We start from the raw sequence: 14,987 nt of genomic DNA, 5'->3' as shown, positions 1-14,987 counted from the left end.
GCGGCAGCGGTACCGGTTCTCCGCCGTCACCGAAACCTCTTGTGGCATCCGGAAAGTCCACAACGTCCGCACAGCCGAGTATGCCCGGAACGGGTCCGGCGACAGAGGCTGGGCCGAACTGCCGGTCACGACCAGCGAGCCTGCCCGCCGTCGAGCGGAATCGTCGCACCGGTCAGGTAGGCGGCGTCGGGCCCGACGAGAAACGCGACCGCATTGCCGATGTCGGTCTCGCAGTCGCCGACCCGGCGCAGCGGGATGCTCGCAACGAAGGCTGCGGCCTCCTCGGGGCGCGCGTCGGCCCAGCGCCGAAGGCCGGGAGACATTGCATGCGGTGCAACGGCATTGACCCGAATGTTGTCGACACCCCACTCGCAGGCGGCCGCGCGAGTGAGCGCACGCACCGCTTCCTTCACCGACGCGTACCCGCCATATGTGCTCGCATCCCAGCGCACCGCGACCGACGACACCAGGTTGATGATCGCACCGCCGCCGCGAGCCTTCATATGTGGATAGCACGCCTGCATCGTGCGCAAGGCCGCGACCGGACCGGCAATGTAGCCACGCTCGAGTACGTCCGGCTTCAAGTCGTTGATCGGCCCGAGCGGGTTCATGCTCGCATTGTTGACCAGGATGTCCACGCCGCCGAACAGGTCGACGGTCGACTCGACCGCGCGGGTGATGTCCTCAGCGATCGCGACATCCGCGACCACCGGTTCGGCGATTCCACCGAACGCCGCGATCGACTCGCACGTTCCGATGAGCTTCGATTCGGTCCGCCCGGACACCGCGATGCGCGCGCCCTCCTTGGCGAGCGCGAATGCAATGCCCTGGCCTACGCCCTGGCCCGCGCCCGTGATGAGCGCGACCTTTCCCTCCAACTTGCCCATGATTGCTCCAACCCCCGCATCTGTCGGTGTGCTCATCACCACATAATCAGGCGGTCCCGTTCACCGTGGCGTGTTTCCCGATCACCGGGACATGACGCGACTACGCTCGTGGTCATGCGGATCGGAGCCCACGTCCGTCAGGACGCCGACCCCATCGGGGCCGGCGAACGTCTCGGCGCAGACATCGTCCAGCTTTTTCTGACCGACCCACAGAAATGGGCGAAACCCGAACCACATCCACAGACCGACCGGATCCTCGAGAGCCCGATCGACGTCGTGGTGCACTCGTCCTACGTCATCAACGTTGCGAGCCTCAACAACCGGCTGCGCATGCCCTCCCGCAAGGCCGTTGCCGAGCAAGCTGCCGCGGCCGCCGAAATCGACGCCATCGGCCTCGTCGTGCACGGCGGCCACGTTCGGGACGGCGAGGATCCGGCGGCCGGAGTTGCCAACTGGCGCAAGCTCTTCGAACGACAACAGGACCAGGGCGGATTTCCGGTGCCGATCCTGGTCGAGAACACCGCGGGCGGAGACTTCGCAATGGCCCGGCACCTCGACGCGATCGGACGTCTCTGGGACGCGATCGGCGAATTCGGTGCAGGCTTCTGCCTCGACACGTGCCACGCATGGGCAGGTGGCGAGGAGCTGCCCGGCATCGTCGAACGCATCAAGTCGATCACTGGGCGCATCGACCTGGTGCATCTCAACAATTCGCGTGACGAGTTCGACTCGGCGCGGGACCGGCACGCGAACCTGGCGGCCGGGCTCATCGATCCGTCCTTGCTCACGGCAGTGGCCTCCGCGGCGAATGCACCAGTGATCCTCGAAACCCCGGCCGACGGCATTGCGGCGGATCTGGCATATCTGCGCGACGCGCTGGCGAGTGGCTGACCGGGCGTTCCAAACGTCACATACCGAATCGGCCACGACGCCGCGTCGGAGCCGACCGCGTACCCCCGATGGCTTTACCATCCGTGTCATGACGCACTTCCGGCACCGCCGCACCGTTGCCCTCTTCTCCGTCGCAGCCGCCGCGCTCGCACTCGCCGGTTGCTCGGACGCGGAGTCCGAACCGACCGCGTCGACCACGTCGATCACGCCGTCGTCGGACGCGGGATCGAACGCCGGATCGAAGGCCGCGGCCGCACCGTTCCACGCCACCGAAGGCACCATGACCGCTGTGCCGACTGGCGAGGCCGCCCAAACCGCGAGCGCCTCCCCGGAGTCGGCCCTCACCGTCACCGACATCCGCATCGGCAGCCACGACGGATTCGACCGCGTGGTCTACGAACTCGGTGGGTCCGGAACCCCCGGCTGGCGGACCCGGATCGTGACCACCGCCGCCCAGCAGGGCAGCGGCAAACCGATCGAGGTCGACGGCGAGGCCATCCTCGAGGTCCTCATCGACGGTTCGGCATACCCGTTCGAGAGCGGCGTCGAGCCGTACCGCGGCCAGAATCCGCTAGCGGCCGCCCCCGGGGGCGTGGTACTGCAGGTAGCCGATGCCGGCGTCTTCGAGGGGGTCACGCAGACCTTCGTCGGGCTCTCCCGCGCGGACGCCCAGTACCGCGTCTACACGCTCGACAATCCGACTCGCGTGGTCGTCGACGTCGCGCGCTGATGAGCATCGCCTGACCGGCCGAAGTACACGGACGCCGCCGATGTCATGCGACATCGGCGGCGTCCGAGAATCCAGCACCGAGAGTCCGACGGGAGATCAGTCTCGGGGGCGGCGCTTACCGACACTCTCGCTCTTGTCGCGGCCGAACTTCCCGCCGGCCCGGTCGTCGCGGCCACCACGCGGGCGGCCCCCGGACGGCGTCCCCTGATCGAGCTGCAGCTGGATCAGCACGCCCGAGATCCGCGTCGCACGCAGCGCCTCGACCGTCTCGCTGGCGAGATCCGCGGGCAGCTCCACGAGGCTGTGATCAGGGCGGATGCTGATGTGCCCGAAGTCGCTGCGACGCAGTCCACCCTCGTTGGCGATGGCGCCGACGATTGCACCGGGCACCACCTTGTGCCGTTTGCCGACCGCGATGCGGTAGGTGGCCAGCTCCTGGCCCTCCCGATTCTGACGCGGCGGGCCGTCGTCGAAACGCCGGGCAGGCCGTTCCCGCGGTTCGCGAGGTGCGCGCGGCGGGGCCGGCGGCTCGGGCTCCATCAGGAACGCCTCGCCGTCGCGGGACTGGACCGCCAGGGCCGCGGCGATATCGGCGAGCGGCACGTCGTGCTCGCGCTCGTAGTCCTCGATCAGCTTGCGGAACAGCCCCAGGCTGTCCGAGTTCAGGCTCGCGGTGATGGAGTCGCCGAATTTCGAGACCCGCTGCGCATTGACGTCCTCGACGGTCGGCAGCTGCATCTCCGTCAGCGGCTGACGGGCGGTCCGCTCGATCGACTTGAGCAGGTGCCGCTCGCGCGGAGCCACGAACAGCAGCGCATCGCCGGTGCGTCCGGCGCGACCGGTTCGGCCGATGCGGTGCACGTAGGACTCGCTGTCGTGCGGGATGTCGTAGTTCACCACGTGCGAGATGCGGTCCACGTCCAGACCACGGGCCGCGACGTCGGTGGCGACGAGAATATCGAGGGCGCCGGACTTGAGCTGCCCGATCGTGCGCTCGCGCTGCGCCTGGACAATGTCGCCGTTGATCGCGGCGGCCGAGAACCCGCGAGCGCGCAGCCGCTCGGCGAGGTCCTCGGTGGCCTGCTTGGTCCGGACGAAGATGATCATCGCCTCGAACGACTCCACCTCGAGGATTCGAGTGAGGGCGTCGAGCTTGCGCTGGTGTGCCACCTGCACCCAGCGCTGGGTGATGTTCGAGGCCGTCGCGGTCTTCGACTTGACCGTGATCTCGACCGGATCGTGCAGGTACTGCTTGGAAATCTTGCGGATAGCTGGCGGCATCGTCGCCGAGAACAGCGCCACCTGCTTGTACTCCGGGGTGTCGGCGAGGATCCGCTCGACATCGTCCTGGAAGCCCATCTTGAGCATCTCGTCGGCCTCGTCGAGCACCAGGTACTCGAGGTTGGACAGGTCGAGGGTGCCCTTCTCCAGGTGGTCGATGACGCGACCCGGGGTCCCGACGATGATCTGTGCGCCGCGCCGCAGCCCGGACAGCTGCACGCCGTACGCCTGACCGCCGTAGATCGGCAGTACGTGCAGACCGGGAATGTGCGCCGAGTACTTCCCGAAAGCCTCTGCGACCTGCAGTGCGAGCTCGCGGGTAGGCGCCAGGACGAGCGCCTGCGGCACCTTCCGCGTCACATCCAGACGGGACAGGATCGGGATCGCGAAGGCGGCCGTCTTGCCGGTACCGGTCTGCGCCAGGCCGACGACGTCCTTGCCCTCGAGTAGCGTCGGAATTGTCGCGGCCTGGATCGGCGAAGGCGACTCGTAGCCGACGTCGGAGAGTGCCTTCAGGACCCGAGCATCGATCTCGAGGTCGGCGAAGGTGATGGGATTGCTGTCGGACTGCGGGTCGCGCTCGGTGTCACTCATTTGACCTGGAGTTTAGTCGATGCGCGCACTCCGCTCATCTGGGCCTCCCGCGCTGCCCCGCCCTCAACCCCGGAACGGGAACCCAGCGACCCCTGAAGATTCGGTGACTCTCGACGGGGAGTTCGGTGTCCGCCTCCGAGTCGTGACCGGTGCAGCGAACTCGCGTTCACGGCTCCGGCGGGGCGACCGGGGAACCGATACGACCCCGGACTGTGCGTGCCAGATGACCGCGATCACAATGTGGACGACCGCCCGTCGCCCCTGAAAGGAACCGCAGTGTCCGATACGACACCCATCCCCACTCATTGGTACAACATCGTCGCGGACCTGCCGGTTGCCCCGCCGCCTCACCTGCACCCGGGCACCCGGGAGCCGATCACTCCCGACGATCTTGCCGCACTGTTCCCCAGCGCGCTGATCGAGCAGGAAGCCACCACCGAGCAGTACATCGAGATCCCCGAACCGATCCGTGAGGCTTACCAGACTTGGCGGCCGGCACCCCTGATCCGCGCGTACGAGTTCGAGAAGGCACTCGGCACTCCCGCGCGCATCTACGTCAAGTACGAGGGCGTCAGTCCGGTCGGCAGCCACAAGACCAACACGGCGGTCGCGCAGGCGTATTACAACGCCCAGGACGGCGTCAAGAAGATCACCACCGAGACCGGTGCCGGCCAGTGGGGCAGCGCACTGTCGTTCGCATGCGCCAAGTTCGGGATCGAGCTCGAGGTGTGGCAGGTTCGCGCGTCGTACGAGTCCAAGCCCTACCGTCGGCACCTGATGGAGACCTACGGCGGCATCGTGCACCCCAGCCCGTCCGACCTGACCGAGTCGGGACGCAAGATGCTCGCCGACTTCCCCGATACCCCTGGCTCGCTCGGCATGGCCGTCACCGAGGCCGTCGAGGTGGCCGCGAACGACCCTGACGCGCGCTACGCCCTCGGCAGTGTCCTCAACCACGTGGTGCTCCACCAGACCGTGATCGGCCTCGAGGCCGTCGAGCAGCTACGGGCCGCGGGTGAGACCAACGCCGACGTCGTGTTCGGTTGCGCCGGTGGCGGTTCCAACCTCGCCGGTCTGGCGTTCCCGTTCATCCGGGAGGTCCTGCACGGCAAGGCACAGACCCGAATCGTCGCCGCCGAGCCGGCCGCGTGCCCGTCGATCACCAAGGGCGAGTACCGCTACGACCACGGCGACGTCGCCGGCCTGACGCCCCTACTCAAGATGCACACGCTCGGACAGGACTTCGTCCCGGACCCGATCCACGCCGGTGGGCTGCGCTACCACGGAATGGCGCCGCTGCTCAGTCACACCGTCGAACTCGGTTACGTCACCGGCCAGGCCGTCGACCAGACCGATTCGTTCGACGCAGGTGTGCTGTTCGCACGGACGCAGGGCATCGTCCCGGCACCGGAGTCGGCCCACGCGATCGCCGCGGCCGCCGACTACGCGCGCGGACTCACCGAACCCGAGGTGCTGGTGATCGGACTGTCCGGCCACGGCATGCTGGATCTGCCCGCGTACCAGGCCCATATCGACGGCAACCTGGTCTCGACCGTCTAGTTCCGAACGGATCGGGGCGCGTCGGAAGATTCCCCGCGCCCCGATCCCTCATGCAGACCCGAACGACGTAATTCCGAGGTGCCGCCGCCATGCCCGCGACGCAGTCAACCCGCGGGCGGAAACACATTTGCTACCGTCTTCTCCATGCGGAGAAACGATCGGAATGCGGAACAGCTGCTCTGCGGGACGGACATCAATGGACCCGCGGACGGTCGGCAATGAAAGCGGTTGTGGTCGGGGGCGGTATCGCGGGCCTGGCCGCGGCCATCGGGCTCCGCAGCGCCGGTATCGAGGTCGAGGTGCTCGAGCGCCGGGCAGAGCCAGCAGCCGAAGGCGCCGGCATCTCACTGTTCGGCAACGGCTTCACCGCGCTCGACGCCATCGGCGCCGGAGACGCGGTGAGAACCATCTGCGCATCCCATCCCCCTCCAGGGCAAGCGGGGATTCGCCGACCCGACGGTACTTGGTTGAGCCGCACGGGCCCCGCCGTCGCCGAACGCATGCGCATAGTGCATCGCGCCGAGCTGCTCGACGCGCTCCGTAACTGCCTGCCCAACGGCGCCATTCGCTGGTCATTCGATGTGAGAGAGCTCGTCGAGGACGACACCCACGTCGTTGTGCGAAGTACCTGCGGTGAGTCGGTCGACGCCGATCTCGTGGTAGCGGCGGACGGCATCGGCAGCCGGATTCGTGGTTCATGGCCACACGACCCTGGGACCGAATACGTCGGATACAGCGCTTGGCGCGGCATCTCTCGCCGGCCGGTCGATATCGGGGGTGCTGGTGGCGAGACCTGGGGAAATGGGCTCCGCTTCGGATACGCGCCATTGCGAGACGGGCGGGTCTACTGGTTTGCCGTCGCGACCATGCAACCCGCGCCGGTGAGCGACCTGCAACTCCAGAAGACCCTGACCCTCCTGGAGAAGTGGCACGACCCGATTGGACGGATACTGCGCGCCACGTCGCCACAGGCGATCTTCTGGCTGCCCATCCATGCCTTGCGTCAGACAGCGCCGACCTTCGCAAGGGGCCGCGTGGCCCTCCTCGGCGATGCCGCACACGCCATGACCCCCGACCTGGGTCAAGGAGCGAACCAAGCCTTCGAGGACGCGGCCACCCTGGCCACGCTGCTCGCTCGAGCGGTCGACGTCTCGGATCTGACCGACGCACTCGAACGCTACGACAGCCTCCGCCGCCCCCGCACGGCAACCGTGGCCTCGCGGGCCCGGAGGATCGGCGCACTGGCACATCCACGAATGCCCTGGCTGACACCGCTGCGCGACCTACTCATGCGCGCCGTACCGGACTCGCTGGTGGACCGACAAGCCCTGGCCCTGCAGTCGTGGCGGCCGCCGAAGTAGTCCTGCAACGGATCGCCACGGCCCGGCCGACGATACTGCAACACTCCCGCCCCAGAAGGAACCCAACTACATTGTCGCAGTGCAGGTTTCGCACTACCACCGAGAGGGATCCGGTGAATTGACACTTCCCCGGCCCCGAAGCGTCACCAGCGGAAACACCCTTGGCGGCCTGGGGGCGTATCGTCGGAACCGAGGGAACCGAGACCGAAACACTCCCGTTGGAGCACGCGAATGCAGTACGCAACTCGCGCCAAAGCCGGTCGCGCACTGGCCAAGTCGCTCGTCCATCTTCGCGGGACCGATCCGGTGATACTAGGACTACCCCGCGGCGGAGTACCGGTCGCGTACGAGATCGCGCGGGCACTCGACGCGCCGCTCGACGTGATCCTGGTGCGCAAGCTCGGGGTGCCATGGCAGCCAGAGCTCGCGATGGGTGCGATCGGCGAGGGTGACGCGGAGGTCATCAACGAGGACCTCGTCCGGCAGGGCAGGGTTTCCCGGCAGGCGCTCGACTCGGTCCGCGCGCGGGAACGGCAGGAGCTGGCTCGGCGCGCGAGTGCACTGCGCGGCGGACGACCGCGGACGCCCCTCACGGGTCGGACCGTGATTCTCGTGGACGACGGAATGGCAACCGGCGCGACCGCCGCGGTGGCCTGCCAGGTAGCCCGTGCGGACGGCGCCGCACGGATAGTGGTCGCAGTCCCCGTCGCGTCCCCCGAGGCTGTCGCGCGGCTGCGGGTCACCGCCGACGAGGTGGTGTGCCCGTACACCCCCGCAAGCCTCGGCGGGGTCGGTGGCGCGTACCTCGACTTCCACCAACTCGACGACCGCGAGGTCACCGAGCTCCTCGCACAGTGAGACGCACGCGGGTGCAACATTCGGGGCCACGCCACCGATAGACAAGTCGGAGCACCAGCTTGGGAGGATCCGTGAGCGACTCGCAAGGCAGTACCCCCGGAGAACCATCGGTCCCCGAGGACCAGCTACAACTGGTCCTCGCGGCCTGCCGCGACCGGCTCGGCGACCCCGCACGATGGGTCTCGCCGGACGACTACCGCCACAGCCTGGCACTGTGCATCATCGAATCGGTCCAGGCGGCCGGGACTCACAGCGCCGATGCCGACGCAGTGGTGGATCGCTACCGTGCCTACCGCCACGCACGCGGCGCCGGCCCGATCACCGACGGCACCCGCGAACTCCTGCACACCTTCGAAGAGGTCGGCAGCTCCGATCAATGGGCCGGGAAGATCGGCCACTACAAGCGCCGCTACTGCGCGAACGCCGCGCCGTTGCGCGCGGCCGAGATCCAGCGAACCGCTGAGCGCCTGCACGCCCTGCACATCGATACCGTCGGCGACCTCGTCGGGGCCACCCGCAACCGGGCCACCCGCGACGACCTGCGCCAGGCATGGCGAGAATCCTGCGGCGAGACGGGCGGAACGACGTGGCAGCACCTGATGGTGCTCGCCGGGGTGCCCGCACCGAACACCGCAGTGAACGCCGCGGACGACTTCGTCCGGTCCGTTCTGCCTGACGGCCGGATTCCGTCGGCCGAGATCCTCGCTGCGGCCGCGGACCGGCTCGGCGTCGCGCCCGAGGTCCTCGGGCAGGCCGTACGACGGTGGCGGTACACCCATGACGAGCCGATCCACACCGCCTCGTGAAGTTCCTACCCCGACCTGCAGAAATTTAGCACTACTCACGGTTACATCTATTTCCGCAGATTGGAGGGTGAAAACACGCAAAAGGGACACCAATACAGATGCACCGACGCCCCAAGTGTGATCCAATGCACATCCATCATGTCATTTCTCGGAGGGGTCAAAGTGCGTGATTTTGCTGTTCCACAGTCGTTCTCCATTCCCGAGGACGCGTCGATGGCCGATACCGTCTTCCGCTACGAGGCCGAATGCCCGAACCTCGTGCCCTTCAAGCGCCCGGGGCGCGGCGGCTGGGTCGACGTCACGGCGGCCGAGTTCGCGAAGCAGGTCAAGGCAGTCGCGAAGGGGCTGATGGCGTCCGGCATCGCTCTCGGCGACCGCGTCGCGATCCTGTCCGCGACCCGCTACGAGTGGGTGGTCCTCGACTACGCGATCTGGACTGTGGGCGGCTGCACCGTCGCAATCTACGAGACGTCCTCCGCGGACCAGGCCAAGTGGATCCTCGAGGACTCCTCGACCACGCTGCTCGTCGTGGAGACCTCAGCCCACGCCGAAACTGTCAAGGACGTTGCCGAGGCGGCTCCCGCCCTGCGTGAGGTCCTGCAGATCGAGGCCGGTGCCATCGACGAACTCGTCACCCGCGGCAGCGCAATCACCGACGACGAACTGCACGAGCGCCGCCACCAGGTCCGCTCCTCGTCGCCGGCCACCCTCATCTACACCTCGGGTACCACCGGCCGACCCAAGGGCGTCCAGCTGACACACGCCAACTTCTACGCCGAGTCCGCGGCCGTGCGGATCGCATTGAAGGACGCCCTGCAGGAGGGCAAGCGCACGCTGATGTTCCTCCCGCTGGCGCACGTGTTCGCCCGTGCGATCTCCTTCGGCGCGTTCGACGCCAAGGTCACCGTCGCGCATACCGCGGACCTGACGACACTGCTCGACCAGTTCGCCGTCTTCAAACCGAACTTCATCCTCTCGGTGCCGCGAGTGTTCGAAAAGGTCTACAACTCGGCCAAGCAGAAGGCCGAGGACGGCGGGAAGGGCAAGATTTTCGCCAAGGCCGCCGACACCGCGATCGCCTGGTCCGAGGCTCAGGACGCCGGCGGCGCCGGGCTGGGCCTGCGACTGCGCCATGCACTGTTCGACAAGCTCGTGTACTCGAAGCTGCGGACGGCGCTCGGCGGCGAGTGCGACCGGGCAGTGTCCGGCGGTGCGGCGCTCGGCGCCCGCCTGGGCCACTTCTTCCGCGGCGTCGGCATCCCGGTTTACGAGGGCTACGGGCTCACCGAGACCAGCGCCGCCGTCACCGTCAACACGACGCAGGACCAGAAGATCGGGTCGGTCGGCAAGCCGATCAACGGTCACGCAGTGAAGATTGCCGAGGATGGCGAACTGCTGGTTCGCGGCCCCGTGGTGTTCGGCGGCTACTGGCACAACGACGAAGCGACCGCTGACGCCATCCGCGACGGCTGGTTCCACACCGGCGACCTCGGCTCGATCGACGCCGAGGGCTTCGTCTCGATCACCGGCCGCAAGAAGGAGATCATCGTCACCTCCGGTGGCAAGAACGTCGCTCCGGCGGTGCTCGAGGATGCCCTCCGCGCACACTCACTCATCAGCCAGTGCCTGGTCGTCGGTGATGCGAAACCGTTCATCGGCGCACTGATCACGCTCGATCCGGAGGCTCTGCCGGGCTGGAAGGAACGCAACGGCGTGCCGGCGGACACCCCGATCTCGGAGTTGATCAAACACGCCGACCTGGTCGCGGAGATCGATGCAGCAGTGTCCGAGGGAAACAAGAAGGTTTCGCACCCTGAGCAGATCAAGAAGTACCGCATCCTCGAGGTCGACTTCACCGTCGACTCCGGCGAGCTGACGCCCACCCTCAAGCTCAAGCGCAACGTCATCCACCAGGAGCACGCGGTCGCGATCGCGGCGATCTACTCCTAGCCACAGCGCGTCACGACCGCGGGCCCGGTGAGATATCGCACCGGGCCCGCGGCGGAAGCACCCGTCACGAGGTGGAGTCCGTCAGCCGACGGTAGCGTCGAGCACGAAGTCGGCGACATCGTTCGTGACCGTCCGGTGAATCTTCTCGTGCAGCAGGTCGTGGCCGGTGTCGGCGTACTCCCGCAAGGTCACCCCGGCTAACCCGGTCGTCCACATCCGCACCGCGTCGATCGGCGCGAGCCTGTCGTCGACACCGTGGATCGCTAGCCCGGGGAAGCCGGGCCGGGCGAAATCCGAAGTACCGCCACCCTGCACAACCGATTTCGGGGTTCCACAGAGAACGGTCGCAAAGAACGGGTCGAGACTGCGCCTCAACAGGGCGATCGATACGGCCGCACCCAGCGAATGCCCCATCAGGACCAGAGGCAAACCGGGCCGGTCGCCGCCGGCCAGTGTCGTAAGCCCCGCGGCGTCGTCCGCGAGATCCGACAGCGCGCCGGGAGCTCCCGGCGTACCTTCCGACAATCCGTGCCCCGCCTGGTCGATACCCCACATCTCGATACCGCGCGCGGCGAGCCCAGCTGCGAACCGGTGGTAGTGCCCGCTGTGCTGCCCCATCCCGTGCAGGAACACGACACCGGCACGCGGGCGGTCGACGGGCCAGCGACGGTAGTGGACCTGTCCGGTGGCCCCACTGAAGAACGGCATGGCGATCATTCTGTACTGCCTGTACTGCGCAAGCCGCGCGAGCCGGGTCCGTGGCTGTTACCCGTCAGCCGAAACACTGCCCTTCGCCGCGGTATGTCGGGATCGAGATTGCGTTACCGTCGGCGTCCACCATTTGCAGCTCGGTAAAACGCTCGCACAGCTCCCCGGCCTTGGCGTGACGGAACCACACCCGGTCCCCCACCGACAGCCCAGCGGCCTCTGAGCCTGCCACCGGAGTCTGTACCTCGCCAGCGCCCTCATTGCGCAACAGTTTCAGCCCACGCGGCCACACCGGTGTGGGCACGCGTGACTTCCCGGCCGGACCCGACGCGATGTAGCCGCCGCCGAACAGCGTGGTGATCTTCGCGGTCGGTTTGCGCACCGCCGGCAGCGCGAAGAACAACGCCGGCCGCGGCGTGAACGAGTGATAGCGGTCGAACAATGTCGGCACGTACAAACCCGATCCCGCGGTCACCTCGGTGACGACCGAATCGGCCGAGCTGACCTCCAACGACCCCGTGCCGCCGCTATTGACGATCTCGAGCTCACCGATCTCTGCAGTGACGGCTCCGACCACCGCACTGCGGCGGGTCACCAGTTCGGCGGCGGAAGCCTTCTTGACCAGCCGCACCGGCAGACTCGTGTCGGGCAGCCCGGCGATTTGCGCCTCATAGAACATCACGCCGACAACGGCGAAGCCGCGATCGGCGGCGAGTCGGGCCAGCCGCGCCACATCGGCAGGCTCACGCAACGGTGAGCGCCGCACGCCGAGGTGGGCAGGCCCAAGGCGTAGCGACGCGTCCACGTCGAGACACACCCGAGGCCGCACCCGGTCGGTCCCCACCGCGGCACGGATCAGGTCCAGCTGTGCGACGTCGTCGACCATCAGGGTGATGCGCTCGACCAGCGAGTCGTCGGTGGCCAGTTCCGCGAGCGCTGCCCGATCCACGGTCGGGTAACCCATCAGCACATCCTCGGCACCGAGCCGAGCCAGCCAGATCGCCTCACGCAGCGAGTACGACATGATCCCACGGAAACCGCCGGAAGCCGTGAGTCCCGAACCCAGAGCCACCTCGAGTACCGCGCGACATCGCACCGACTTACTCGCCACCCGCACCGGGGTGCCGCCCGCGCGCCGCACCAGATCAACGGCATTCGCCTGCACCGTCTGCAGATCAACGGCCGCCAGCGGCGGATCGAGATGAGCCGTGGCAGCGGCAATTCGGTCGAGTGTGGCAGTCACATCAGTCCGTTCGTCGTGAGCGTTCGGACCAGTCGATCATTCTGCTGAACGATTGTCCAGATCGGGTCCCACCTCGACCGCCTTGCTTGCGACGATGCGCACCAAGTCGTCGAGTTCGGTGACGATCGCATTGCTGTCGTGGTCGATCAGCCAGCGAAGAACGATGCCGTCGATGACGGCGAGGGCGAACCGCGCGACCGATTGCACCGGCTCGGTCCACTTGGTACCGGTCCTGCGCGCACTCTCCTCCAGGAACACCACCGCCTCGAGGTCCATGGTCCGGTACTGATCCTCCGCGATACTCCCCGCGAGCGGCGCGCCCGCGGCCCGGTGGCGCAGTGCGTAGGCGGTGATCTCGTACGTGAGCAGTTGGCGATCGGCGGTGGCTTCGAGCAGTGGCCACATTGCGCTCAGGCCAGTGTGCAGCACCTCGCGCAGGTCCCGTAGTCCGCTGAGTTCCTGAGAGTCCCAGACCGAGGCGAACGAATCGCGCACTCCGGCGCTCAACTGCAGCACCATGCTCTCAGCCATGGCTGCGACCAGGGTTTCCTTGCTCTCGAAGCAGTAGTGCACCACACCGAGCGAGACGCCCGCCTCTTCCGCGACGGCACGGATCGTGACCGCGCCTATCCCGCCATGCTCAGCGATGGACAGCGCTGCTTCGACGAGTTGGGCGCGGCGCTCTTCCGCTGGAAGCCGATTCAACATCCCCTGATCGTAAAACCCGCGAGCGGAAATGTGCGTCTCATTTGCCTGGACGACCGTCCAGGTGAATAGTTGCCGACTATGGCAATGGACACGTGGAGCAACTGGGCACGGACCCACTCTTCGACACCAGACCGTTTCGACACACCGAGTTCGGTCGCCGAACTGAGCGCACTGGTCGCGGATGCGGCGCAGCGGGGATTACGCGTCAAAGCGGTCGGCGCCGGACATTCGTTCACCGGTGTCGCCGTGACCGACGGCATCCTGGTGAGCCTCGACCAGCTCAGCGGAATCGAAGCAGTCCGGCAGACACCGGACGGCCCTATTGCGACAGTCCAGGCGGGGACCCGCCTGCGCAGCCTCAACGAGCAGCTGTGGGCTCGCGGACTCGCGATGATCAACCTGGGCGACATCGACGCACAGTCGATCGCGGGCGCGCTCTCCACCGGGACCCACGGCACCGGCGCGCGCTTCGGAGGGCTCGCGACACTGATCCGCGGACTACAGATCGTCCTCGCCGACGGATCGGTCGTCGACTGCTCGGAGACCGAGAATCCCGAGCTGTACCAGGCGGCACGCGTCAGCTTCGGTGCAATCGGCATCATCACCAAGCTCCATCTGGCTGTGACGTCGGCATTCACGCTCCGGGCCGTCGAGGGTCCGGGGCGGCTCGACGAAACCCTCGAGGGCCTCGCCCACGATCTCGAGACCGTCGACCACTTCGAGTTCTACTGGTTCCCGCACACGGACCGGGTACTGACCAAGCGCAACACCCGGCTACCTGGCGACACACCGCTGAAGCCGGTGGGGCGCATCAGCGGCTACATCGACGACGAACTGCTCTCCAACACGCTGTTCGAGGGCGTCAACCAGTTCGCGACCATGTTCCCGGCGACAATCCCGCGGATCAATCAGATCTCGTCCCGAGCGTTGTCGGCGCGCGAGTTCACCGACCGCAGCTATCGCGTATTCGCCTCCCCCCGCCGCGTGCGCTTCCGAGAGATGGAGTACGCGGTGCCGCAGGAGGCCGTGACCGACACGCTGCGTGAGATCTCGACCTGGCTGGACCGTTCCGACTACCGCGTGGCCTTCCCCATCGAGGTTCGCTTCGCGCCGGGCGACGACGTGTGGATGTCGACCGCGAACGGCCGCGACAGCGCCTACATCGCAGTTCACCAGTACCACCGGCGCGATCACCGAGAGTACTTCGATGCGGTCGAGGCGATCGCGCGCGCTGTCGACGGTCGCCCCCACTGGGGCAAGATGCACGGCCGTACCGCCGCCGATCTGCAGCCCACGTACTCCCGCTTCGACGACTTCTGCACCGTCCGCGACAAGTACGACCCTGCGCGGACTTTCGACAACGAGTACCTGCGCCAGGTTCTCGCCTGACCCGAACTCCGCCGGTACCGG

13 protein-coding genes are annotated in these 14,987 nt (G+C 67.3%); 8 read left to right on the top strand and 5 right to left on the bottom strand.

The features are described from left to right. Positions 1-125: 125 nt before the first annotated feature. Positions 126-887: an SDR family oxidoreductase gene (locus tag ERC79_RS19230; protein ID WP_131581342.1), complete on the bottom strand. Its 762-nt coding sequence runs from the start codon at positions 885-887 to the stop codon at positions 126-128. Between the two features lie 114 nt (positions 888-1,001). Between ERC79_RS19230 and ERC79_RS19225 the strand changes: the two genes are divergently transcribed. Together ERC79_RS19225 and ERC79_RS19220 are read left to right on the top strand one after the other, a co-directional pair. Beyond that, on the top strand, positions 1,002-1,778 hold the full coding sequence (locus ERC79_RS19225; RefSeq protein ID WP_131579991.1) for a deoxyribonuclease IV: 777 nt from the start codon (positions 1,002-1,004) through the stop codon (positions 1,776-1,778). Between the two features lie 88 nt (positions 1,779-1,866). Further along, positions 1,867-2,508, top strand: coding sequence for a hypothetical protein (locus ERC79_RS19220; RefSeq protein ID WP_131579990.1), 642 nt, complete (start codon positions 1,867-1,869; stop codon positions 2,506-2,508). A gap of 96 nt (positions 2,509-2,604) precedes the next feature. On the opposite strand, the gene ERC79_RS19215 is transcribed toward ERC79_RS19220, so the two are convergent. Continuing rightward, entirely contained in the window at positions 2,605-4,383 is a 1,779-nt protein-coding gene (locus ERC79_RS19215) for a DEAD/DEAH box helicase (protein ID WP_131579989.1), read from the bottom strand. A gap of 276 nt (positions 4,384-4,659) precedes the next feature. On the opposite strand from ERC79_RS19215, the gene ERC79_RS19210 reads away from it, so the two are divergent. The 5 genes from ERC79_RS19210 (at position 4,660) to ERC79_RS19190 (ending at position 10,918) form a co-directional block, all read left to right on the top strand. Then, entirely contained in the window at positions 4,660-5,943 is a 1,284-nt protein-coding gene (locus ERC79_RS19210) for a TrpB-like pyridoxal phosphate-dependent enzyme (RefSeq protein ID WP_131579988.1), read from the top strand. Between the two features lie 218 nt (positions 5,944-6,161). Further along, a complete protein-coding gene (locus ERC79_RS19205; protein WP_165497173.1) occupies positions 6,162-7,304 on the top strand; it encodes an FAD-dependent monooxygenase in 1,143 nt (380 codons plus the stop codon). 231 nt (positions 7,305-7,535) lie between these two features. Continuing rightward, a complete protein-coding gene (locus ERC79_RS19200) occupies positions 7,536-8,162 on the top strand; it encodes a phosphoribosyltransferase (protein WP_131579986.1) in 627 nt (208 codons plus the stop codon). 71 nt (positions 8,163-8,233) lie between these two features. Next, complete coding sequence (locus ERC79_RS19195; RefSeq protein WP_242676642.1) at positions 8,234-8,968, top strand: heme peroxidase; 735 nt, start codon at positions 8,234-8,236, stop codon at positions 8,966-8,968. Positions 8,969-9,130: 162 nt separating this feature from the next. Further along, complete coding sequence (locus tag ERC79_RS19190) at positions 9,131-10,918, top strand: long-chain fatty acid--CoA ligase (RefSeq protein ID WP_131579985.1); 1,788 nt, start codon at positions 9,131-9,133, stop codon at positions 10,916-10,918. Between the two features lie 81 nt (positions 10,919-10,999). Here the strand turns inward: ERC79_RS19190 and ERC79_RS19185 are convergent, their stop codons facing one another. From ERC79_RS19185 to ERC79_RS19175, 3 genes are all read right to left on the bottom strand, one after another. Beyond that, positions 11,000-11,626 carry an alpha/beta fold hydrolase gene (locus ERC79_RS19185; protein ID WP_131579984.1) on the bottom strand — a complete coding sequence of 209 codons (627 nt, stop codon included), beginning with the start codon at positions 11,624-11,626 and terminating at the stop codon, positions 11,000-11,002. 64 nt (positions 11,627-11,690) lie between these two features. Beyond that, on the bottom strand, positions 11,691-12,869 hold the full coding sequence (locus ERC79_RS19180) for an amino acid deaminase/aldolase (RefSeq protein WP_131579983.1): 1,179 nt from the start codon (positions 12,867-12,869) through the stop codon (positions 11,691-11,693). A 36-nt stretch (positions 12,870-12,905) separates the two neighbouring features. After that, the gene (locus tag ERC79_RS19175) at positions 12,906-13,577 is read right to left on the bottom strand and encodes a TetR family transcriptional regulator (RefSeq protein WP_131579982.1); all 672 of its coding nucleotides are present in this window, start codon (positions 13,575-13,577) and stop codon (positions 12,906-12,908) included. A 78-nt stretch (positions 13,578-13,655) separates the two neighbouring features. Here ERC79_RS19175 and ERC79_RS19170 point away from each other — a divergent pair, with 78 nt between their 5' ends. Continuing rightward, entirely contained in the window at positions 13,656-14,966 is a 1,311-nt protein-coding gene (locus ERC79_RS19170) for a D-arabinono-1,4-lactone oxidase (RefSeq protein ID WP_131579981.1), read from the top strand. The last annotated feature ends 21 nt before the right edge of the window (positions 14,967-14,987 follow it).

It is taken from the genome of Rhodococcus sp. ABRD24 (genome assembly GCF_004328705.1).
GTDB lineage: Bacteria > Actinomycetota > Actinomycetes > Mycobacteriales > Mycobacteriaceae > Prescottella.
Note: the sequence above shows the minus strand (reverse complement) of the source record. Positions and strands in the feature narration are given on the sequence as shown.

What these genes read in the sequence shown, in the direction of transcription:
- ERC79_RS19205 (WP_165497173.1), top strand. Translation starts at nt 6,162, where the DNA reads ATGAAAGCGGTTGTGGTCGGGGGCGGTATCGCGGGCCTGGCCGCGGCC.
- ERC79_RS19225 (WP_131579991.1), top strand. Translation starts at nt 1,002, where the DNA reads ATGCGGATCGGAGCCCACGTCCGTCAGGACGCCGACCCCATCGGGGCC.
- ERC79_RS19170 (WP_131579981.1), top strand. Translation starts at nt 13,656, where the DNA reads ATGGCAATGGACACGTGGAGCAACTGGGCACGGACCCACTCTTCGACA.
- ERC79_RS19215 (WP_131579989.1), bottom strand. Translation starts at nt 4,383, where the DNA reads ATGAGTGACACCGAGCGCGACCCGCAGTCCGACAGCAATCCCATCACC.
- ERC79_RS19230 (WP_131581342.1), bottom strand. Translation starts at nt 887, where the DNA reads ATGGGCAAGTTGGAGGGAAAGGTCGCGCTCATCACGGGCGCGGGCCAG.
- ERC79_RS19200 (WP_131579986.1), top strand. Translation starts at nt 7,536, where the DNA reads ATGCAGTACGCAACTCGCGCCAAAGCCGGTCGCGCACTGGCCAAGTCG.
- ERC79_RS19220 (WP_131579990.1), top strand. Translation starts at nt 1,867, where the DNA reads ATGACGCACTTCCGGCACCGCCGCACCGTTGCCCTCTTCTCCGTCGCA.
- ERC79_RS19175 (WP_131579982.1), bottom strand. Translation starts at nt 13,577, where the DNA reads ATGTTGAATCGGCTTCCAGCGGAAGAGCGCCGCGCCCAACTCGTCGAA.
- ERC79_RS19185 (WP_131579984.1), bottom strand. Translation starts at nt 11,626, where the DNA reads ATGCCGTTCTTCAGTGGGGCCACCGGACAGGTCCACTACCGTCGCTGG.